The organism is Ruminococcus flavefaciens, from assembly GCF_900119075.1.
GTDB lineage: Bacteria > Bacillota > Clostridia > Oscillospirales > Ruminococcaceae > Ruminococcus > Ruminococcus flavefaciens_Q.
Genome location: NZ_FPIP01000008.1, coordinates 160,631 through 182,720 on the forward strand (window position 1 = coordinate 160,631; position 22,090 = coordinate 182,720).

A 22,090-nucleotide genomic window follows, 5' to 3' on the forward strand; every position below is an offset into this window, starting at 1 on the left:
AAAGTTTTAGGGAGAGAGTTTGAGAGAAGCCCCTTTTTCAAAAGGGGTTCTCTCAATAATAATTATAAAACTTCTATATGAGTATCATGGTTATGGTCGGAGTTTTAAATATTAAGTCAATGATGGAATAAGCCCTAAAAGATACACAGCAATACAAAACTGTTTGTTATAGACGATTCAACATTATACGCTATTACTTTTTTACAATTAAAAAGAACAGCTGCCCATTAAGGGCAGCTGTTATAATTCTTATTTCAAGAATTCTTCAAGTGTTTTCTTTAGTGTATCCTTAGTTGTAGAGGTATACGCATAATAGGAAAGGATACACGAAGCGTCGACAGCGTTTATCAAGCCGTCTTTGTTGACATCTGCTGCCTTTTTCTGCTCATCGGTGAATCCTCCGTCCTTATTGGTGGAAATTCTTGCGTAGTACGAAAGTACCTCTGATGCGTCTACTGCGTTGATCTTTTCATCATCGTTGATATCACCGAGCCTGTTGGGCGCTTTACCCAGTGACTTGAATTTGTATCCACAGTCCTTGGCGTACTTTTCGGCTGTAGAGTTGTCATAACCGCATATAGTTCCGCTGTAATTCGGAATATAATCACCGTTTATATCGTCAGGTTCTGTTATCGAATTGCATATGGTAAAACCTTCGCCGTAAATTACGCAGTCAGGGTTCAATATTGTCACGGATTCAAGAGAAGCACATTCTTCAAATGCCCATGAATATATTGCTGTAACTCTTTCGGGGATAACAATATCCTTTAATGAGGCGCAGTTGGAGTAATCGGAAGAGTATATCTTTGTGCTGTTACTGCTCAATACAATATCCTTCAATGAAGCACAGCCGCTGAATATGCCTTCTGAGCTTGCAAATGACCTGTCTATACTATCAGGTAAACTGATATCAGTAAGAGCGGTACAGCCTGAGAAAGCGCTTCCTCCCAAATACTTGACGCCGTCAGGGAGGATTACGGACTTAAGGCTTGTATTATCGATTATTGTTACGCTGTATTCTGTGTCATGTACCGTAGATTTGCAGAATGCATAGGGAGATATATATTCTGTACCGTCTTTTATTGTTATCTCGGTTATTTTTGAATCGTCGTCCTTGAGCTTATAAAAGACCGAACCTATGTAAACAGGCCCGTCAGGCTGATTTTTTAGCCATGCTGTCCCTGCCAGAGCGTTAAAGCCTATCAGGCTGACATTATCCGTAAATTCGATATTTTTAAGAGCGGAACAGTTTTCAAATGCGGAGTGCTCTATTTCTGTGACCTTTTTGGGTATCACTACATTATCGAGTTTATCGCAATCCATAAAAGCGGCATATGGTATATTCATCAGATTTTCAGGGAGCTTTACGCTTTCAAGATTATCGCAGTTATTGAATGACTTGCTGGCTATCCATACTACGCTTTCGGGTATTGTAAAGCTTGATGACGGACATTTTGGAGGATAAAATATAAGATAATCCTTTATCTTATCGAATAAAACTCCGTCTGCACTTGAATAGCTGTTATTTCTTTTTGAAACATTGACGGCTTCAACTGAGGTACAGCCGTTGAATGAATCGGAGATGTAGCTGACTGACGCAGGGATATTTATTGCTGTTATCTCGGAACAGCCTTCAAATGCACCGCTTTCAATATTAACGACTGTAGAGGGAATGCTGAATTCGCCCTTGACCTTGCTCTTCAGGCACTTGATGAGATCGGTTTTGTCAGCATTGTATAATACTCCGTTTTCCAGTACAAATGAATTATTATCCTTATCTACCGAAATATCCTCAAGCTTGTCGAGACTATAGAACAGTCCGTTTATTTTCGCAAGGTTAGCAGGGATATTTACGCTTTTTACCACAGAGGGCTTCTGTAAGTAGAATTCGCTGTATATTTCAGTAACAGGAAGACCATTTAATGTGTCAGGGATATCCATTGTTTCTGATTCGGAATTATAACCGCATATTGCAGCATGATCCTCAAACTCCAGCCATTCCCATTTGCCGTCGGATTTAACAGCTTTTTCAAGGTCGGGATAATTATTTCCGTTATTCTCTTCCTTTCCGAGAGATACGAACTTGTAGCCATACTCCTTAGCATAGCTCTGAGAAAAGGAATCATCGTATCCGTAGATCGTTCCTACGAAATCGGTATCTGACATCGGATATTCCTTTTCATCAAATCCAAAAGGATCCGACAGGTAACAATACTTGTTATATATTGTCAATGATTTGAGAGAGGTACAGTCTCCGAATGCATTGTTCTGGACCGACTGTATATTAGCAGGTATCTCGACTGCTTCAAGTGAACTGCATGAAGAAAATACAGACCATTCAATATAAGTCATTGATTTCGGGATATGTATCTCTTTAAGGGAAGAACAGCCGTTAAAAGCGTTCGGAGCGATCTGGGATATGCTGTCGGGAAGGTTTATTTCTTTAAGATTACTGCAATCGTGGAAAGCATACTGATTGATATTTTTTATACCCTCGGGAAGCTTTACAACAACAAGATTCTTATCTCCCAGAACAGCTTTTGCATAATCGCTGTCCTCGGTACAGAAAGCGTAATCAGCTATGCCGACCGTGCCCTCCTTGACGGTCACAACCGAGTTTTCGGGCAGTCTGCCCTTGACCTTGTACAGCACCTTTCCAATGTAGATGATACCGTCGGGCTGGCTGCTGAACCATGGAGTATCGGCTAAAGCGTCTGTCATGACGGTTGTTACATTATCGGGGAATGTTATATTGAAAAGGTTTGCGCATAACGAAAAAGCACTGTATCCGATAGTATCAACGCTGTCGCAAAGCACGACATTATTCAGCTTATCGCAATCGTAAAAAGCGAGGTCATCTATGCATTCCACGTTTTTTCCGAACTCAACGGCTTCAAGATTATCGCAGTTCTGAAATGCACTGGTGTCTATTTCCGTTACGCTGTCGGGAACGCTGTAGCTCTTACGCTTATTTCCGACAGGATACTGATACAGTATCTCCTTATTGATATCAAACAAAACGCCGTCGGCACTGCTATACTCTTTGTTTTTCTCATCAACACTTATGCTTTCGAGATTGTTGCAGCCAAGCATTGCATTTATTCCTATCTCTGTTACAGATGAGGGTATGTTTATTGAAGTGATATCATAGCAGTACATGAAGGCGCTGTCCTTAACGACTTTTACAGTATCGGGAATGTTGAATTCGCCCTCTGTATAGGTAAGACATTTCAGCAGCTGAGACTTGTCCGCTGTGTAAACGGCGTTGTTTTCAACGATATAGTTTTTATTGCCCTCGGCGATATCTACTTCGGATAGTCCGATGACAGCGCTCAGCGACGAACCAATATCCGTTACTGTTGCAGGAATACTCAGCTTTTTGATAATATCATGATTCCATCTGAACACTTCGTCTGTCACTATGGTAACAGGAAGTCCTTCGATAGTTTCGGGGATAGCAACAGTTGATCTGTTGCCTTTATAGTATATTACAGCGACGTGGTCCTCAAATCTGCACCACATCCAGTTATCATCTTCTCCGCGTGTGTAATCCTCCTGAAAGTCAAAAGAAGTAATTGCTTTGGCGTTAAATGGTATGACAGCACAATTGCATACTCCTGTAACTGCAAGAATAGCTGCACTTACTGTACTGATAAGTCTTTTTTTCATTGTATCCACTCCTGATCTGTCAAATTTATATGCCGAAGAACTGATATATAATTATTTTATCACTATATATGAATAAACATCAAGCAAAGAAATGATTATTAACGCTTTGGAAATAATAATCGTCAACTGTGACAAAGAACAATTGAATACTTTGTCGGTTATGTATACTTTCAGCCTTGATCTGACCGAAGCCGATCGTATGCTTTGCGACTGCTGAAAATGACAAGTTCACCGAACGGGAGATAAGCTTTATCGGAACTGCCGACAAAGCTGATACAAACAGTGAGGAGTTCAGCAAAAAAGCTCCCCGAGGGGAGCTTTTTTATCTTTAGTTATGGTTTTTACTGCTTCAAATCAGGAAGATCCTCGCAGATCTTATCATTTATTTCTGTCAGGGTGTCATCCCATGTTTGATTTCTCTTAATGTATGAGTCCTTTATCTGTTCTATAATATCAGAATTGATTTTATCATCATAAGGTGAATACTTCTTTATATCGATACTTCTGGCGCTTTGCTCAAAAACGGAGTAATAATTCTGACCATTCAGTATTTCAGACATACTTATTTTATGATACGAATTATCCTTTGCAAGCTGTGCATTTACAGTACTATTGTTTGGCATATTATTAGATCTTGCATACTTCTTCATATTATCAGAATTAAAAGCAGAAGACAGAATAAAGCTTCTTGCGTCATCACCGTTATCTGTCGACGGATTGACAATCAGATCATTACCGCCCCAGTAATAAGACTGAGGACCTGTACATATGCTCCATTTTCCTGATTGTTTATTAGTTGCATCATACACGAAGCTGTCGTCATAAAAGAAAGCCCATGAAGGTACGAAGTATCCCATACACTGACCTTTCTGACCTGCTTGTGTCCATTCATCACTCCACTGATGATTCTTTGTAACACCGCCGCATTCCCAAAGCTCTTTAGCCATATCAGCAAAAGCTTTTACGTCGCTGCTCAGTTCCAGTTTATTATCGCTTGTGACATGATCAAATCTTCCGCAGGAATATGCCTGCCACATACCTGCAAGAGAATCGGCAAGAGCCATTTTTCCTCCGCTTTTTTCAGAAATAGTTTTTGCCGAACTTGCAAACAGGCTCCAGTCTCCTATAGCTGCCTGCATTTTTTCCGGAGAGTCAACGCCAAGGTACTTTTCGGCAATGTCTGAACGGTATATAAAAGCTCCGGGGCAAACGTTATAAGGAACAGCCTTGTATTCGCCCTTGCTGTTTTTTGCCAGCTGTAATGTGTATGGATACATTCCGCTCATATCCTTTTCTGTTATGCCAAGAGAAGAAAGGGGAGCAGAAAGTTCGTCATTATCCATATATTTTAATGCCCAGTATGGTTCGGTTAAGTATACATCTATGTCCTCGCCATTATTGAACAGCTCATCATATTTTTCCGAAGCGCTTGCTCCGCTGATATTTAAGTTGACAAAGTTTATTTTTGCACCTGACGGAGCAGTTATCGGATCATCTGCTCCGGAATACATACGCTCTATTACATCTTGTGCGTCAATACCTGTCCAGTTTGAGATAAGACTTGTTATTTCGTCATGGTTCCATGCTGCGATGGTAAACGTGTCACCGCCTGTTTTGAGACTGACATTTTTATTTGACGGCTCTGAAGTTGTGGGTTCTGTAGTTCCCGAACCGTTTGCAATGAACTTTTCTAAAGTCATGGGAGTGCCTTTAGTAGTTGATGTATATGCGTAATAGCTTAGTATTATCGAAGCGTCAACTGCGTTAATATAGCCGTCAGAGTTGATATCGCCATATTTTGAAGTTGCATTGACAGTGTTAGCGGAATTTTCAGTATTGCTGAACATCGGGACCGCAGTTAACGAAAGAGCGCCGATAATGCCAAGGACAGAAATACCTGTGATGTTGCGTTTGAAGTTCATGATTAATACCTCCTGTGGTTTGAGAATTTGTATATAGGCCTATATGTTTTTATTATACCATATACAAATGTATTACACAAGTGTTTTTATAAAAAAGCGAAAGCTCAGAAGAAAAACAAGCAAGCCCCCAGCCTTGATATAGCTTTTTATGGTCAAAAGTTGTTGGAATAATACTTGACAATTGTTTTTTCAATGATATAATTAAATTAGAAATAAATATTTTTGGGGGACTACTAAATTACGTTCTATTTTATTATGCAATAAGAGTTGCAGACAAAAAACAAGGAGTGATTTTAGTGAAAAAGTCCAGACTCAAAAAGGTCATCAGCTGTATTGTTTCAGCTCTGATGATCGCAGCAAGTGTTCCGTACACGACTATCGCAGCCGACGATGAGCCGGCGGCAGGAAATGCAGGCGGTTTTGATTTTAGTCAGTTTGGCGGACAAGGCGGCGCAGGCGGCTTTGACTTCAGTCAGTTTGGCGGGCAAGGCGGCGCAGGCGGTTTTGACTTCAGCCAGTTCGGCGGACAGGGCGGAGCAGGCGGCTTTGACATCAGCCAGTTCGGCGGACAAGGCGGAGCAGGCGGCTTCGACATGAGCCAGTTCGGCGGACAGGGCGGAGCAGGCGGCTTCGACATGAGCCAGTTCGGCGGTCAGGGCAGCAACAGCGAAACTCAGAAGCAAAACATGGAAAATATTTCTATGAGCAGCGATGTCATCAGAATAATGCCCGCAGGCGATTCCATAACCTTTGGCATGGGAGATACGGGCGGATACAGAAAGTATCTCGACTATTTCCTGAAGGAAAAGGGATATACAAATTTCGATTTTGTAGGTCCCGAGGGAAAGAACAGCGCAAGCTTCAACTATAACGGAAAAAGCGTGACCTATGATGACAATCACGCCGGTTACAGCGGATACACTATCATAAAACAGCAAGGCGGCTACGGCGGAGGCTTATATGATGTTCTCAAGGAAACAGATGCCGTAAAAAAGACTCAGCCAAATATCATACTGCTTATAATCGGTACAAATGACATGAACTATAATCATACCGAAAGCGAACTGGAGAAAGACCTCCATACACTGCTTGATTTTATGATAGCTGATATGCCTTCCGACGGTATGATATTCCTCTCAACCATTCCCGAGCTCGGCGGCGGAATGTTCATGGGCGGCGGAGACAAGACCGCTCAGGTAGCAAGCTACAATGATCTTGTAAAAAAAGTTGCAAACGAATATAACAGCAATGGCAAACAGGTAACATTTGCCGATATCCACGGCTGCCTCAACGGCACTGCCGACCTCGGCGACGGCGTTCACCCGAATGCTGCCGGATATGAGAAAATGGGCAAATACTGGGCAGGCGTCGTTGATGAGTACCTCAAGTCCTCCAAACCTGCTGTAACAACAACTACCACCACAACCACAACCACAACAACAACTACTACGGTTACCACTACTACATCTTCCGAGACGGAAACAACTACAGCCACAACTTCTGCGCAGCCCAAAGTTACTATGGCAGGCGATACAAACTGTGACGGACAGATCGATATGTCAGATGTAGTACTTATAATGCAGGCGCTCGCAAATCCGAACAAATACGCTGTAGGCGGAACAGAGCCGAAGGCTCTTACTGCTCAGGGCAATGCAAATGCTGACGTTGACAAGAGCGTTGAGGGACTTACTGTAAATGACGCTTTGAAAATACAGCAGTATCTTTTAGGCATTATTAAAAGCTTTGATTAAGCATAAAGAACTCCGACCATGCGGTCGGAGTTTTTGCATATATTCTCATATAATTCACTGACCATTTATCAATGTATCCAATCCGATCATAGTTCTTAAAGGCGCTTTTAAAAAACATACAAATTGTCGTCGTATTCTTTGTGTGAAATGCCAATTTGTAGTTTCGATTTGTAAACTTTTTTTGCAATTTATTGAGTACTTTGTGCAAAAGTGGTAAAATTGAACTGAGAATTATAGTGAAGCTATACCTTTATTTGTAATAGGGTGGATAAACTAATGAGATTTCAGGCAATTGCCGACATTATAGGAAAAGCCGCCTGTGCAGTATCGGCTGTGATTATGTGCAGGGTTTCATATGGGGACGTCCGATGTCAGCAGAAGCTGCTGAGAAGCTCGTTGCCGATATGAAGCTTCAGAATAAGTATTTTGAAATGGAGGGAGTATTTATGAATTTCCAATCCTTTGTTGACAGTATACCTACTGCCGCCTGTGTAGTATCAGTTGAAAAGCTTGAAAACGGCAGATACGGGAAGGTACGTATTGTTTTAGGCAACCGTCCTTATCTTGACACCATAGAGCGGCCAGCAGAAAATCTTGCCATGCTGACTCAGAAGTTCATACCAAACAGTGAGTATACTACATATATGACACGCGATCTGAATTTTGAGGACGCCTGCTTTAATGCTGCCGTAAACAAAAAATGTCTTCATGCATATGCCCATCCTGCAAGATATGACGTTTGGTTCAATATGTCATTTCTTCCGCTTTTCCCTGATGACGGCAATATCTGCTATTGTATGTATATCATGGAGGTCAACTTCAAGCCGGATGCAAAACGGCTGTCCACTATTTCGGCAGATATAGCGTCGGCAGTTCTTGAAACCTGTATCAAGCTGCGCAGCTCTGATGATTTCAATGAAACAATGTGGTCGATATGCGGCGATATACGTGATCTCTGTGATTCTGAACACTGCTGTATCCTTCTTATGGATACAGAAAAGAGAAAATGCAGCGTTCTGTGTGAAGCGTTTTCACAGGATTCAAAGCTCCTGTCAATGGAAAACTATATCGAGGGCTTTTATGATATTGCCGAATCATGGAAGGATACAATTGCAGGCAGCAACTGCCTGATCGTAAAAAACGAACATGACATGGAGGTCGTAAAGGAAAGAAATCCGAAATGGTATGATTCAATTACAAGTGCAGGCGGCAAGACGATCGTTCTTTTCCCTCTGGAGTTCAAGGGGGAGCTTCTTGGCTATATCTGGGCACTTAATTTCAGTGCAGAGGCTGCGGAGACAATAAAGAGTACACTGGAGCTCACTACATTTATTCTTGCGTCGGAGATCTACAGCTATCAGTTGATGGGAAAACTGCATGTTCTCAGTTCGAGGGATATGCTGACAGGTGTCATGAACCGCAATGAAATGAACAACTATATTGATGCTATTTCGGAAAGCTCATCTGAAAAATCAGTAGGCGTCCTGTTTGCAGACCTGAATGGACTAAAGGCTGTAAATGACGGTGAAGGTCACGTTGCAGGTGATGTGCTCCTGAAAAATGCTGCCAAAGCTTTGCGGGAGATATTTGACGTACATGAAATATTCCGTGCAGGCGGCGATGAGTTTGTGGCGGTTCTGACAGGAATTACAGAGGCGGAGCTTTCGGAAAAGGCTGAACACCTAAGAAAAGCAGCTGAAAAGTACGATAATCTTGTTTTTGCTATAGGTACAGCATTTGAAAATGATATAAAAAATGTCCGCATTGCTCTTCGTAATGCGGATGAACGTATGTATGCGGACAAGAAGCGTTTCTATGAAATGCATCCTGAGAAAAAGCGCGGTATAATTGATAAACGCAATTAATGACGTCATATCGAAAAAAGAGAAAACGGCGAATCAACTTAAACATAGTTCATATAAGCATTGAAGCTCCCCTCGGGGAGCTTCTTTATGAATTAGACCAGACTTATCACCGAGAGCTTGAAGCAGAACTCGCGGAGCTCTCCAAGAAAGTAGATAGCATGAATCTACAGGAGACCTGCATAAAGGAATTCATGGACAAAGCTAAGTCGAATATTGAAATGAGCGAAGTTACTCCGAAACTGCTCAACCTGTTTGTAGCTCGTATCGAGGTCAGCGAGAGGGAATCAAGAAAAACGGCTGTCCGATAAGTATTCGTTATACGTTTCAGCCAGAATGCTTGTGATTACAAGCCAAAAGAAAACCGAGTGGCTCATAACCACTCGGTTTACATACGATTTTGTGTAGTTCCGATAAGGGGATAACGAAAAAGGCTGCCTTTTAGTTTTATTTTTCTTCTTGTTCTCTGCACTCATTTTCAAGTCTGTCAAAAGCAGGCATTACATTATCCATAGTGAAATCGGGCGAATCGAACTCATAGTCAACAAGTACGAATGATTCGCTTGTAGTTCCTTTATTTCCGTCCTGTTCATATTTGTAAAATCTATCATATGAGATAAGTCTGCCCATTTCATCAAGAAGTATACGGTATTCTGTTTCAGAATACCAATCTTCATGATCTCCTTGTGTATGGATATAATATTCCGTATTTCCGTTTGAATTCTTGACATCGAATGCAAGTTCTTTTTCATAGCTGTTTCTGTTGTCGATCTGAGTGAGCGAATCAGGCTCTTCATAACTGCCAAAAATCTGTATGATATACTTTGCAATCTGATCATATTCAAATACAGGTGAATATCCGCTGCCAAAACTGCCTAAATATTTGTTTTCACCTGTATCTTTTTCTGAAACTTTAAGTATACCATTCGAATATATTGAAATATCCTCATAAATGTCACTAACAAGTTCGATATCAACATTACCGTAGTCATAATACTTTCCTTCACCTGACATATACAGCTTATTATTATCCATATCATTGAGAAGCTCGCCACTTATCGATACCCTCTGACTTTCATCCTGTGCTTCGCTTTCATAAGTATAGTGAGCCTTAAGATTTTTATAACTGTCCATACCGTTTTTCAGCTTTATGCACATCTCTGAATACTTATTAGGCACAAGATATTTATCCAGTATCTGCTGTAGTTTTACTGAGTCATCTTTATTCTTCAGTTTGAAGTAACAAGAATTATCGTAGTTTCCATTAATATATCCTCCAAGGCCAACGTACGCATCGCCTATGATATATCCTGATTTCTTAGTCCAGAGGCTTCGTGAGTCACTGACAGCAGGTCCCCAATCGCATTCAAAATCTGTGCAGGTAACCCAGCCAAGAGAAGCTGCCTCATTCTTAAGAGATTCAAGGTCGGTTATATTATAAGTCAAACGGTTACCGATAAATCCTATACAGTATACAGCAGATGTACTTTCTCCGAGGACCTCCTTTATCTTCTGATCGGAAACGTCCTGACTGTCAAATACTATTTCTATATTTTCTCTGAGTATGTCTTCAAGTTCATCTCTGTTGCTAAGATCAGTTGAATATACAGTATATGGAGTTTTACCTGTATCATAAATATTGCAGTTAGTATCTATCCTGATACCAATATCAAAGCACTGTTCACTGAAATAATACTCATTTGTTCTGTTTATAGTGCGCTTGCTCCACTCAAAGCTGAGAAGATCCTTGATAAGCTTTTCCTTATCTTTTATGATACAATTGTATTTTTGTTTCTCATAATTTGTATAGTTTCCTTCAGCATTGCCTGTTTCAAAGATATTGTTCAGGAGTTTCTCAACTTCTTCATAAGAAGCGTCCACAGGTTCACTGTTTTCCGCACTGCTATTGCTATTATTTTCGGTATTGCTTTCAGCAAACATTTCATTATTTATGAGCATTAAGGTATCAAACACGCCTGCGTCCGAAAGCTTTACGCGGTACATCTTTTCGTAGTTCTCCGACTTCTTTTCTGTCAGCTCCAGAACGCCGTTTGAGTAGACATCTATCTTGTACCGGTATTTTTCAAACGAGTCCTCACCCTTGTCGTTGAGCAGGAACTGAATACTTTCGTCTGTTCCTTGTTCGTCGGTTTTTTCCGTATCAGAATAAAGTATAAACTTTTCAAGGATCCGTAAAACTTCTTCCTTTGCCTGATCGTTCAAGCCTTCATAGAAGAGCTCTCCGTCGCTGCCGATATTTCCGTATCGAGTCATATCATATTTGTCACGCTCCTCAAGCAATGCCCCGAATACAGAATTAATATCCCTGAAATCCTCTTCTTCCACAACGTTATTATTCTTTTTGAACTGTGAAAAATAATATGCTCCGCCGCCGACTGCTCCCACAGCTATTACCAGTGTAGCCGCAGCTGCGAGAATTTTTTTCCAAATTGTCCGCTGATACACTTCAACTCCCGAAACTACTGTTGACGGTTCGTTTTCATCGATGAATCCCTCTGCATTATCGGATAAATCCATTGTAATCTCATCAGTATCGGCTTCCTTTATGAGGTCCTCATCTATCATGCTCATAGCCTTCATGAAATCGTTCTTATTCATAGTCATATCCCTCCTTCTTCAGAAATACCTTCAGTTTTTTCCTTGTACGGAAAAGATATGTGGCGACTGTTTTTTCGTTAAGCGAAAAGCGTTTTGCTATCTCCGCAACAGAGTCTCCGTAGGTGTAACGTCGCACGAAGACCTTTCGCTGTATCTCGTCCTGAGTGCGCAGAAAACGGCTTATAGAATCTGCAAGGTCTGACAGAGTTATACTCTCGTCAGGAGTCGCAGGAACACAGTCCGATATTTCATCAAGAGATACGGTATAGCGGCTGTCGCGCTTTGCCGCAGAGTTGTACTCGAGCCTGTTTATAGCGATATTTCTCACGATACGGCACAGATAGCTTTTCAGATCATGAGGTTCTGCCGGCGGTATACTGTTCCATATCTCATAGCAGGCGGAATTTACGCATTCCTCCACGTCCTCGTGCTGAGAAAGCACATTTCCTGCGATATATACGCACAGGCGCTCGTATTTCTGCCGAAGTTCGTTTATTGCGGATTCGTTTCTTTGTTGTAACATTTCGATTATCAATGCATCTTCCATGAGATAAACCTCCCTTCCAGAGGAGCTTTAGTCCTCTGCTTATATAGACAGATTCTGATATAGTTATATTTCAGCTCTAAAAAAATTTTTGTTTTTTCAGTATCGAACTTTGCTCAGGTTATACATTTATAATTAATACGTACTCAATAACTGCCGTTAGGCGGTTATTGTCCTGAACAAAGTTCAGGGAGTGCAGCACTTCTTGATCCCGTATTGGCAGACGCCCTTCGGAGCGCTGACGCCTACATATATTATATATTAATCACAAGGAGCAGGTCAAGTATAAATAAGCATATATAATGCTTATTCCGAATGCACTTGAAAGGCAGGTGATTAAGAATGAATGATAAAATACATACAAAAAGCAGCTTCAAAACGGCTGATATCGAGCGTTAAACAGGCTCTTTCAAATCCGAACAAATACGCGTAGGTGGAACAGCGCCGAAAACGTTGCCCTGCCGACAGTGCTGACAGACTTTTCATATACAAAGAAAAGCTCCCCGAGGGGAGCTTTTGCTGTGATTTATAAAGTAATAAATGCGCCTTTTATCAGCCTATTAGCCTGCGTCTCATAAGACACAGGTCGAAAACATCAAGCCTGTTGTCTTTGCAGAGGTCAGCGGCTTCCCAGTTATCAAGGTGGGCTGTCGGAGAACCGAGCAGCCATTTCTGAAACAGTACAAAGTCAGATAGGTCATATTGCCCGTCATCATTGACATCGCCTTGTATTGCCAACTCTTTGGGAGTAATATCCACGAATGACAAATTCTCAACATTTACTTTGCCGCCGCCGGTGAAATTGATCACATAATAGTACGAATAATACGTATAATCTGATTCAAATTCTTTTTCATAATGAGTTTTTTCTTCTGTAACAGGAATTGTATCGTTTAGGTCAAAGAAAAATTCAGTTTTTTCTGACTTGAGCTGATAGTTCAGCTCTGTTGTCGGATCTCCGCTTATGTCGAATGAAAGCCTGTACTTATGCCCTGCACGGAACCAAAAACGCATAAGTTTTATACTGCTCCATTTATTAGTTTCAATATCAAACCCCAGAGATTCATAGTCAAAATTGCCTGAAATGTCGCTGAGCATTATCTTGCTGACAGCAAAGGCGTTTTCAACGTCAACAGGCTTGTTGTTTTCGTCAAGGAATACTCCGTTTTTGAAGTCTTCAGAGTTCAAATAACCGTCAAGCCATTGGATACGCTCGGTTATCCATTCACTGAGATAGTCAGTGTGCTCCTGATATTCTGTAAACTTCGCTATACTGTCCGTTTCTATGAATAATTCCTTACCGCGAGGAGCCCACATATTGAAATTTCTAATATAGGAACGCATATTTGTCTTCGCTTCTTCCTTGACATAATCAGGAAGCGTTTTTACTCGCTCGGATACTTCTTTCCAGCGGGCGGTCACAGCTTCACGGAACCAGTCATTCTGCAAAGCATAGCAGTACCACTGATTAGAGTTTGAATTGCTGGCGTTGATATCGAATTCGTTTATTCCGTAAGGACTGTCGAAGCCTTTATAGACATCAAAATTTCCAAAAGCAAGATCATAATCCCACATAGGAGCAAATGTAAGCTTACCGCCTGCGTCCTTGCAGAGGTAAAAGCTGCCCCAGCCGATATCGTTGTTCTTGCACAACTCATTTGCAATGAAATTGTCCACAAGAGAGGGGATATCGATAAGCTCCTCAGCGCGGGCTTTAACCTGCCGCCTCAGTACGTTGAGTGATTTCGCAAGATAATTTGATATGTATTCCTTCTGCATCAACTCAGTAGGATAGTCGTCTGAAAGCTTGCTTTTTATATCATAATAAGCATTATCAACTTCAAAGTGTTCGTCAGTGCAGGCTCTTGTCATTTCCAAAAGATATCCGTTTCCCTCCACCAGCTCAGGTTTCTCGGTTATGGCAAGGCGGTTTTTATTGACATTTATGTCCTCACATAAGAGATAAACACCTTGGTACGAACCATTGACATATACCTCTACCGAGCGACAGTTTGCGGAATACGGTATATTATCAAGCATATCACCGAGATGATATGCCGCCATATTTCTCAGAAGGGAAGTGTCATAATAGTTTGCAAGAAGGTTCCAGCCTTTACCGGGACCGTCTCCTATGCCGAGAGGGTTCTGTTTTTTATCAAATTTGAATTTGTAGCTCTTTTTTTCACAATATAATGTCGAATTGCCGCGAAGCCTTATCTGAACTTCTGTTTCGGGTATTTCAAGTTCACCGTTTTTATCCCATATCGTAACTTTTGACGGAGCATATTCACTTTTGGTATAAATTTCTTTCCCCAAAGTATCGATGGATATTATTGGCATATCAAGCTGTTCTTCTATTATTGATGACTCCTCTGCGGAAAAAGCAGTTCTCAAAGGCATCATAGAACAGGAAGTGTATAAAACTGCAGCTGTAGCACATATAATAGAAATTATCTTTTTCAAATTATCAACTCCTTTGCGTTGCGAATTCATTATACCATACAATTATATTATATCCTGTGGCGTTGGAAAGGTCAAGCATAATGACATATAAAATGGTTATCTCGAATACAATTTGAAAGGCAGGTGATTAAGAATGAATGATAAAATACATACAAAAAGCAGCTTCAAAACGGCTGATATCGAGCGTTAAACAGGCTCTTCATATACACAGAAAAGCTCCCCGAGGGGAGCTTTTCCTGTTATTTATAGTTTTCCCAGCTGGTGTCGAACCAGCTCATATCCTGTTCGGGAACAGGTTCTGCCTTGTCATTGAACTTTACATCGAAGTACATTTCAACCTCATTTATATCTCCGTTTTTAAGATACGTCATAGTGACCATTGGTATTCCTGTTTCCTTATCAATGTATAATTTGAAATTTACAACATCAAGTCCTTCATAATTCGGATCGTAATTATATTCAGCATCAGGACGCACACCCTCTATGATATAGCAATCTCTGCCCTCAAAGTTTATATCGCCTGTGATATCCCATTTATTCAGCTCATATAGATAAGATGTTGCAAGTTCCTGTCCATTCGGGCAAAGAACAGGTTTGTATGTTGAACGTTCATAATTGTTAATCTCATGGTGTGAGTTCAATCTTAATGCTTCAAAGCCTTTGTATTTATCGGCGTCGCTGTCACGATAAAAGTAATTATTCCAATCGTACCATTCGTATTCTTTTCCGTTGGAATCATCTCCGTCAAGGTCCGTTGGATTATGCCAATAATAATATTTCTCGCCGTCACAGTAGTCTTCATTTTCTCTTTCGTGGTCTGAATCTATAGTCTTTTTTGCGTATTCAGCCAAGTCTGAGATATCGTCACTTCCATTGTATCTGTCGCCGTAATATCCATAGCGGCATGATCTTGCTGCTCTGTTATCTGCATAGAGAATATTGAAAAGAATGGAATGATCCTTTACTTTGGCAGGAGAATCATCGGGAATTTTATATAAACTTGCACTTTTTGCACTTATCTTGTCATAAAGGTCAACGCTGTTCATCATCTTATCTATGACATCAAGCTTCTGCCGGTCAAGCTCGGGACCTGTGGGCTCTATGTCGTCGATTATCCATTTGCCGTCTCTGTTTACCACCTTCATGGACATATCGTACTTGTTAGGAATATTGGTGAATTCGTACTTTACGACAGCAGTGAATGAATCATCGGTGATGTCGTATATCTCCGCAGGCTCGTTCTTGTATTTATAGAATTTATAGGTGGAATTGATGTGATCATTGCCTTCATTGTCACAACCTAATGAAGAACAGTAGAGCTTTCCGTTATACATAGCATAGGTACCGAAATCCGGGTAATCCTCATTATCGTGATCGTAAATACGGTTAGGCTCATAGTTTGTGAGTTCCTCACCTATGAGATCGGGGAACTGTTTGTCTATAAGGCTCTGTGACATAAAGCTGAGAGCCTTTGACATTACTTCATCGGTATTCTTGAACTTCATTCCTGAGGAATAATACTGATAGGACCAATAGCCGTATTGAATTTCTGAGGTTGAATACGGGTAACTGTTGGAACGAACGTCATACCATATATTGTCGAAGTATTTGCTGTATTCTTCATCAATCTGTCTACAAAGTTTTTCGTGTTCGATATTATATGCTTCTATTTCTTCCTCTGACATTGATTCATATTGTTCATCTGTCAGTTCATACTCAGGATAATCTGGTGATTCAGGAAGCTCTTCCTCTATATATGGGGTTATGAAGTCGTTATACTCATCAAGCAGAGCCTCTGCGGTCTTACGGCATTCCTCAGTACGGGGATCCTCGGACACTTCTGTTAATGCCTGAGACATATCCTCGGAAACTGTTGTAGGAACGTCAGGGTCATTGTTATCGCCGTTGCTGAACTGCTTAGCGATATTGTAACCGCCGAAGCTTCCTGCACCTATAAGCAGCGCTAAAGAAGCCGCAATAGAAGCTGTCCTCCATTTGGGACGCTTGTATACGTCAACGCCGCTTACCTCTGTTTCTGAATTGAAACCTGTATTTGTATCTTCTGTTATATTATACTTTCTCTCGCTCATGGCATATATTCTCTCCTTCTCTTCATCAGTGAGTACGGGAAATTCCTGAGCAAGCTTTTCTATTGCCTCGTCATCGAGATCAAATAAAAGATCGTTGTCTTTCATATCAAGCCCTCCTTGTTTATACCTGCTTCTGTGAGCAATATCCGGAGCTTTTGCTTTGCACGGCTGCTGCGTTTCTGTACAGCTGCCGCCGACATAGAGATGCTTTTTGCTATTTCTTTTGCTGTGCGGTTGTAGTAATACTGCTGTATGATGATAGTAGAATCGGGATCGCCAAGCTCTTTTATCTTGCCGAGAATAATGCTGGACTGCTCCTTGAGTTCTGTTTTTTCGGTGATGTCATCGTCATCGCGGAGCTCGTTGATAGTGTTTTCATCAACATAAGCTGTTCTGCTGCTGCGTGAGCTTATCCTGCGGAATGAATCTATAGCGGTATTCCGCGCAACAGCTCCTATAAAGCCCTTGACATTGTCGGAAAAGTCCGTATTATTATCAAGAAGCCTGTATATCTTCATAAACACGTCACTGACGCATTCTTCAACGTCCTCACGGCTTCCGCAGCTTTTAAGGACACTAAATGCGATAGTATAGACGTAGTTGCAGTATTTGTCAAAGACCGCCCTGTGGCATTTCTGAACGGAGTCCGCCATCAGTAAGCGCAGCTCGTTGTCTGTCATCAGGAAATCCTCCTTTATTGAATGCATTCACTAATATAAACGAAAGTGAGAGAAAGAATCAGACATATAATTTTAGCATTTTTTGAAAAAAAATACAAGTTCTTTGATAAAAGGCGCTTCTTTATTAAAAAGACCGAACTTATCGCCGAGAGTGAAAGTGCTGAGGTTGTCGTCGCTGCAGAGCATAAAGTTCATTCTCTTGTATTTTAGATGACATTATGCTATAATGACAAAGTTGAAGGAGGCATGATACATGACTTTACAGCAATTGAAATACATAATCACAATAGCAGAAACAGGTTCCATAACCACTGCGGCACAGCGTCTTTTCATCGCACAGCCAAGCCTTTCCAAGTCCGTGGCGGAGCTGGAAAAGGAAATGGGTATCACTATTTTCAACCGCAGCAACAGGGGAGTATATCTTTCCGAGGACGGTACGAAGTTCCTGTCCTATGCCCGTCAGATAGTTGAGCAGGCAGAGCTTCTCGAAAACGAATATAAGTCCACAGCACCGCCGAGAAGAGCCTTTGCGGTATCAGCTCAGCATTACGCATTCGTGGTAAATGCGTTTGTACAGCTCGTCCGCGAATACGGCAGGGATAAGTACGAGTTTTCACTCCGCGAGCTGAAAACAGCGGAGATAATCGAGGACGTCCGCACCCACAGAAGCGATATCGGAGTTCTTTTTCTCAGCGGCTTCAACCGCGAGGTCATAAGGCATATTTTGCAGAATGAGGAAATAAAATTCGTACCGCTGTTTACGGCAAAGCCTCACGTTTTCGTCAGCAGGAGCAATCCTCTTGTGGGACGAAGCTCCGTTACTCTCGACGATCTGAAGGCTTTTCCGAGACTTACCTACGATCAGGGTGTGAAGAACTCCTTTTACTTTGCAGAGGAGCTTCACATTACGGCGGAAAGCCCGAAAAATGTAGTAGTTTCCGACAGAGCTACACTGTTCAATCTGCTGATAGGACTTGACGGGTATACCATTTCGTCGGGAATCCTCAGCTCAGACCTCAACGGCAGCAACATCGTTTCCATACCGCTTGAAAGCGACGAAGAAATGGAGATAGGCTATATAACCACAACTGACCGCCCAATTAATGAGCTGACGGAGCGCTATCTGGAGCACCTGAGAGAATACATCGCAAATTATTCTTCCTGATATAGCTTTTAGCTATGGGACTGCATTTCTTTTTGATATTAACACATTTCTGACCGATGTGATATAATGAGAAAGCAATAAACATATCGGAGGAATAGGAAATGCAGACATCAATTATCGGATACCCAAGAATAGGCAATTTACGTGAACTCAAATTTGCAAGCGAGATGTACTTCCGCGGCGAGATAAATGCCTCAGACCTTGAAAAAGCAGCAAAGGATATCCGCTCATATAATTTATCCTTACAGAAAAACAGCGGACTTGACTTTATACCGTCCAATGACTTCTCATTCTATGACGGAGTCCTCGACACGGCTTTTCTGCTGAATGCAGTTCCCGAAAGATACACATCTCTGGGACTTTCCAAGCTTGATACATGCTTTGCGGCCGCAAGAGGATATCAGGGCGAAAAGGGCGACGTAAAGGCTCTTGCCATGAAGAAGTGGTTCAATACAAATTATCACTACATGGTTCCCGAAGTTGATGACAGCACCGAGATAAAGCTGGCAGGCACTAAGCCGTTTGAGCTTTTCAGCGAAGCTCTTGAAAGGGGCGTAAAGACCAAGCCCGTCATCATCGGAGCTTACACATTTCTGAAGCTTGCGCGTTACAAGGGCAGCAAAAAGGCTGCTGATTTTGCGGAGCAGACTGCCGCAGCTTATTCGGAGCTGCTGAAAAAGTTCAATGCTCTCGGCGCAGAATGGGTTCAGTTCGACGAGCCCTCACTTGTAATGGATATGAATGCCGAGGATATACAGCTTTTCGCAGCGCTTTACGAGAATATCCTGAAAAATAAAGGCACTGTAAAAGTTCTCGCACAGACCTATTTCGGCGATGTCCGCGACTGCTATAATGAGCTCTGCGGACTTGACTTCGACGGTATCGGTCTTGACTTCACAGAGGGTAAGAAATCACTGGAGCTTGTACAGAAAAACGGCTTCCCACAGGGAAAAACTCTCTTTGCAGGCGTTGTGAACGGCAAAAACATCTGGCGCAATAATTATGCTTCCACACTGTCAACTCTTTCAGAGCTTGCGAAGCACACAGGCAATATCGTTATCAGCACCTCATGCTCGCTGCTTCATGTTCCGTGCACCCTTGCAAACGAGACAAAGCTTGATAATAAGTACAAGAAGCATTTCGCATACGCCGAGGAAAAGCTTACAGAGCTTGCAGAGCTGAAAAAGATAACCTCTGCTGAGAATTATGCTGAAACCGAAGAATACCGCAGAAATGCAGAGCTTCACAGCGAGCCCAGAACTACAGGAAATGAAACTGTCAGAAAAAAGGTTGCAGCCCTTACCGAAAAGGATTTCGTGAGACTTCCCGAGTTTGCAGAGCGCGAGCGCATACAGAAAGAACGCTTTAAGCTGCCGCTGCTGCCCACTACAACAATTGGTTCATTCCCGCAGACCGCCGAGATAAAATCTGCCCGCAACGCACACCGCAAGGGCGAGCTCTCCGACAGCGACTACGAGTTTTTCATTGAGAAAAAGACTGCCGAGTGTATCGCATTGCAGGAGAAAATAGGTCTGGACGTCCTTGTTCACGGCGAATTTGAGCGCAATGACATGGTAGAGTATTTCGGCGAGTGCCTTGACGGCTATCTCTTTACCGAAAAGGCATGGGTACAGTCCTACGGTACACGCTGCGTAAAGCCCCCTGTAGTATGGGGTGATATATCCCGTGCAAAGCCGATGACCGTAAGGTGGTCGGTGTACGCTCAGAGCCTCACTGACAAGCCCATGAAGGGTATGCTAACAGGTCCTGTAACTATACTCAACTGGTCATTCCCGAGAGAGGATATCTCCCTCAGAGAGAGCGCTTTGCAGATAGCCCTTGCTATCCGCGAGGAGGTGCTCGACCTTGAAGCTAACGGTATAAGCATTATTCAGGTAGACGAAGCGGCTCTCCGCGAGAAGCTCCCTCTCCGCAAGTCTGACTGGCGCGAGGACTATCTCGACTGGGCGATACCTGCATTCAGATACGTTCACAGCGGCGTAAAGCCAGAAACTCAGATACACACACATATGTGTTACAGCGAATTTGCCGATATAATCAAAGATATCGACGACATGGACGCAGACGTCATAACATTTGAGGCTTCACGCTCCGACCTTACCATTCTCGATGTGCTCAAAGAAAACAACTTCCGCACAGAGGTAGGTCCGGGCGTTTACGATATCCACTCCCCGAGAGTTCCCTCAAAGGAGGAGATAAAGGCTGCTATCGTCAAAATGCTGGAGCGTATCCCTGCGGAAAAGCTCTGGGTAAATCCCGACTGCGGACTTAAAACCAGAGGAAACGAGGAGACTGTCCCAAGCCTTAAAAATCTGGTAAACGCAGCAAGAGAGGTGCGAAATGAAAACTGCTGAATTGTTTGAACACAAAACCGTGTTTTCTCTGGAGGTTTTTCCGCCGAAGCCCGACACAGATGAGAGCGTCATATACGATACACTCAATGAGCTTTCGGACATCTCTCCCGATTTCATCAGCGTCACCTACGGCGCAGGGGGCGGTCAGAACGGCTGCAAGACCATACAGATAGCCTCCGACATAAAGGAACGCTGCGGCGTGGAGAGTGTTGCCCACCTGCCCTGTATTGACTTGACAAAAGCTCAGGCTGTGGAGATACTCGACAGCCTGCAGGCACACGGCATAGAGAATGTTCTCGCTCTCCGCGGCGACAGAAGAGGGGATTTGTCAGAAACAGGAGATTTCCGCCATGCCAGCGACCTTATCTCATTTATTAAGGAGCGCTATGACTTCAATATCATAGCTGCCTGCTATCCCGAGGTACACCCCGAGAGCGTCAGCGCAGTTGACGACCTGAAATGGCTCAGACATAAGGTAGACTGCGGTGCCGACCACCTGATAACACAGCTTTTCCTTGATAATAAGTACTTCATGGATTTCAGCGAAAAGGCGCGTATCGCAGGTGTTGATATTCCGATAGAAGCAGGTATCATGCCCGTGACCAACAAGCGCCAGATAGAGCGCATGGTGAAGCTTTGCGGAGTACAGCTGCCCAAGAAATTCGTTCGTGTCCTCGAAAAGTACGAGCATAACGAAACGGCTCTTCGCGACGCAGGCATTGCCTATGCCATAGATCAGATAACCGACCTCATCGCCGAGGGTGTTGACGGTATCCACCTTTATACAATGAACAATCCATATGTTGCGAAGAAGATATTTTCCGCTGTAGAAAGCCTTATATCTGTAAGTTCATGCGCATTGGCATAAATGATTCCATAACTAAAAATCGTCCTTGTGAATTATGTCATAAGGATAATACAATTCACTGAAACAGAATAAAAATGCCTCC

13 protein-coding genes are annotated in these 22,090 nt (G+C 42.4%); 6 read left to right on the plus strand and 7 right to left on the minus strand.

Annotated elements, in window-relative coordinates:
• Positions 1–249 precede the first annotated feature (249 nt).
• Together BT105_RS11790 and BT105_RS11795 are read right to left on the minus strand one after the other, a co-directional pair.
• Positions 250–3,669, minus strand: coding sequence for a leucine-rich repeat protein (locus BT105_RS11790; RefSeq protein WP_072300926.1), 3,420 nt, complete (start codon positions 3,667–3,669; stop codon positions 250–252).
• A gap of 341 nt (positions 3,670–4,010) precedes the next feature.
• Positions 4,011–5,591 (minus strand): hypothetical protein, encoded by a 1,581-nt coding sequence (locus BT105_RS11795; protein ID WP_081367883.1) that lies wholly within the window; start codon positions 5,589–5,591, stop codon positions 4,011–4,013.
• Between the two features lie 296 nt (positions 5,592–5,887).
• Here BT105_RS11795 and BT105_RS11800 point away from each other — a divergent pair, with 296 nt between their 5' ends.
• From BT105_RS11800 to BT105_RS11810, 3 genes are all read left to right on the plus strand, one after another.
• Positions 5,888–7,342, plus strand: coding sequence for an SGNH/GDSL hydrolase family protein (locus BT105_RS11800; protein WP_072300927.1), 1,455 nt, complete (start codon positions 5,888–5,890; stop codon positions 7,340–7,342).
• 368 nt (positions 7,343–7,710) lie between these two features.
• Complete coding sequence (locus tag BT105_RS11805) at positions 7,711–9,207, plus strand: sensor domain-containing diguanylate cyclase (RefSeq protein ID WP_242940128.1); 1,497 nt, start codon at positions 7,711–7,713, stop codon at positions 9,205–9,207.
• Positions 9,207–9,515, plus strand: coding sequence for a DUF4368 domain-containing protein (locus BT105_RS11810; RefSeq protein ID WP_072300928.1), 309 nt, complete (start codon positions 9,207–9,209; stop codon positions 9,513–9,515). The genes BT105_RS11805 and BT105_RS11810 overlap by 1 nt, the downstream gene beginning before the upstream one ends.
• 136 nt (positions 9,516–9,651) lie before the next feature.
• Here the strand turns inward: BT105_RS11810 and BT105_RS11815 are convergent, their stop codons facing one another.
• The 5 genes from BT105_RS11815 to BT105_RS11835 all read right to left on the minus strand — a co-directional run bounded on the left by BT105_RS11815 (position 9,652) and on the right by BT105_RS11835 (position 17,600).
• Positions 9,652–11,823: a hypothetical protein gene (locus BT105_RS11815; protein WP_072300929.1), complete on the minus strand. Its 2,172-nt coding sequence runs from the start codon at positions 11,821–11,823 to the stop codon at positions 9,652–9,654.
• Entirely contained in the window at positions 11,816–12,370 is a 555-nt protein-coding gene (locus BT105_RS11820) for an RNA polymerase sigma factor (RefSeq protein ID WP_072300930.1), read from the minus strand. Before BT105_RS11820 ends, BT105_RS11815 begins: the two co-directional genes overlap by 8 nt.
• A 549-nt stretch (positions 12,371–12,919) precedes the next feature.
• Positions 12,920–14,830, minus strand: a complete 1,911-nt coding sequence (locus tag BT105_RS15310; protein WP_072300931.1) for a CotH kinase family protein — start codon at positions 14,828–14,830, stop codon at positions 12,920–12,922.
• Between the two features lie 239 nt (positions 14,831–15,069).
• Positions 15,070–17,025 (minus strand): hypothetical protein, encoded by a 1,956-nt coding sequence (locus tag BT105_RS11830; RefSeq protein WP_072300932.1) that lies wholly within the window; start codon positions 17,023–17,025, stop codon positions 15,070–15,072.
• Entirely contained in the window at positions 17,022–17,600 is a 579-nt protein-coding gene (locus BT105_RS11835; protein WP_072300933.1) for an RNA polymerase sigma factor, read from the minus strand. The genes BT105_RS11830 and BT105_RS11835 overlap by 4 nt, the downstream gene beginning before the upstream one ends.
• Positions 17,601–17,853: 253 nt before the next feature.
• Here BT105_RS11835 and BT105_RS11840 point away from each other — a divergent pair, with 253 nt between their 5' ends.
• The 3 genes from BT105_RS11840 (at position 17,854) to metF (ending at position 22,008) form a co-directional block, all read left to right on the plus strand.
• Entirely contained in the window at positions 17,854–18,765 is a 912-nt protein-coding gene (locus BT105_RS11840) for a LysR family transcriptional regulator (protein ID WP_072300934.1), read from the plus strand.
• 101 nt (positions 18,766–18,866) lie between these two features.
• Positions 18,867–21,140 carry a 5-methyltetrahydropteroyltriglutamate--homocysteine S-methyltransferase gene (gene metE, locus BT105_RS11845; protein ID WP_072300935.1) on the plus strand — a complete coding sequence of 758 codons (2,274 nt, stop codon included), beginning with the start codon at positions 18,867–18,869 and terminating at the stop codon, positions 21,138–21,140.
• Positions 21,127–22,008 (plus strand): methylenetetrahydrofolate reductase [NAD(P)H], encoded by an 882-nt coding sequence (metF, locus tag BT105_RS11850; protein WP_072300936.1) that lies wholly within the window; start codon positions 21,127–21,129, stop codon positions 22,006–22,008. The genes metE and metF overlap by 14 nt, the downstream gene beginning before the upstream one ends.
• Positions 22,009–22,090 lie beyond the last annotated feature (82 nt).

Coding starts and splice junctions, on each gene's coding strand:
- BT105_RS11790 (WP_072300926.1), bottom strand. CDS start 3,669: ATGAAAAAAAGACTTATCAGTACAGTAAGTGCAGCTATTCTTGCAGTT.
- BT105_RS11795 (WP_081367883.1), bottom strand. CDS start 5,591: ATGAACTTCAAACGCAACATCACAGGTATTTCTGTCCTTGGCATTATC.
- BT105_RS11805 (WP_242940128.1), top strand. CDS start 7,711: ATGTCAGCAGAAGCTGCTGAGAAGCTCGTTGCCGATATGAAGCTTCAG.
- BT105_RS11810 (WP_072300928.1), top strand. CDS start 9,207: ATGACGTCATATCGAAAAAAGAGAAAACGGCGAATCAACTTAAACATA.
- BT105_RS11815 (WP_072300929.1), bottom strand. CDS start 11,823: ATGAATAAGAACGATTTCATGAAGGCTATGAGCATGATAGATGAGGAC.
- BT105_RS11820 (WP_072300930.1), bottom strand. CDS start 12,370: ATGGAAGATGCATTGATAATCGAAATGTTACAACAAAGAAACGAATCC.
- BT105_RS11830 (WP_072300932.1), bottom strand. CDS start 17,025: ATGAAAGACAACGATCTTTTATTTGATCTCGATGACGAGGCAATAGAA.
- BT105_RS11835 (WP_072300933.1), bottom strand. CDS start 17,600: ATGACAGACAACGAGCTGCGCTTACTGATGGCGGACTCCGTTCAGAAA.
- BT105_RS11840 (WP_072300934.1), top strand. CDS start 17,854: ATGACTTTACAGCAATTGAAATACATAATCACAATAGCAGAAACAGGT.
- metE (WP_072300935.1), top strand. CDS start 18,867: ATGCAGACATCAATTATCGGATACCCAAGAATAGGCAATTTACGTGAA.
- metF (WP_072300936.1), top strand. CDS start 21,127: ATGAAAACTGCTGAATTGTTTGAACACAAAACCGTGTTTTCTCTGGAG.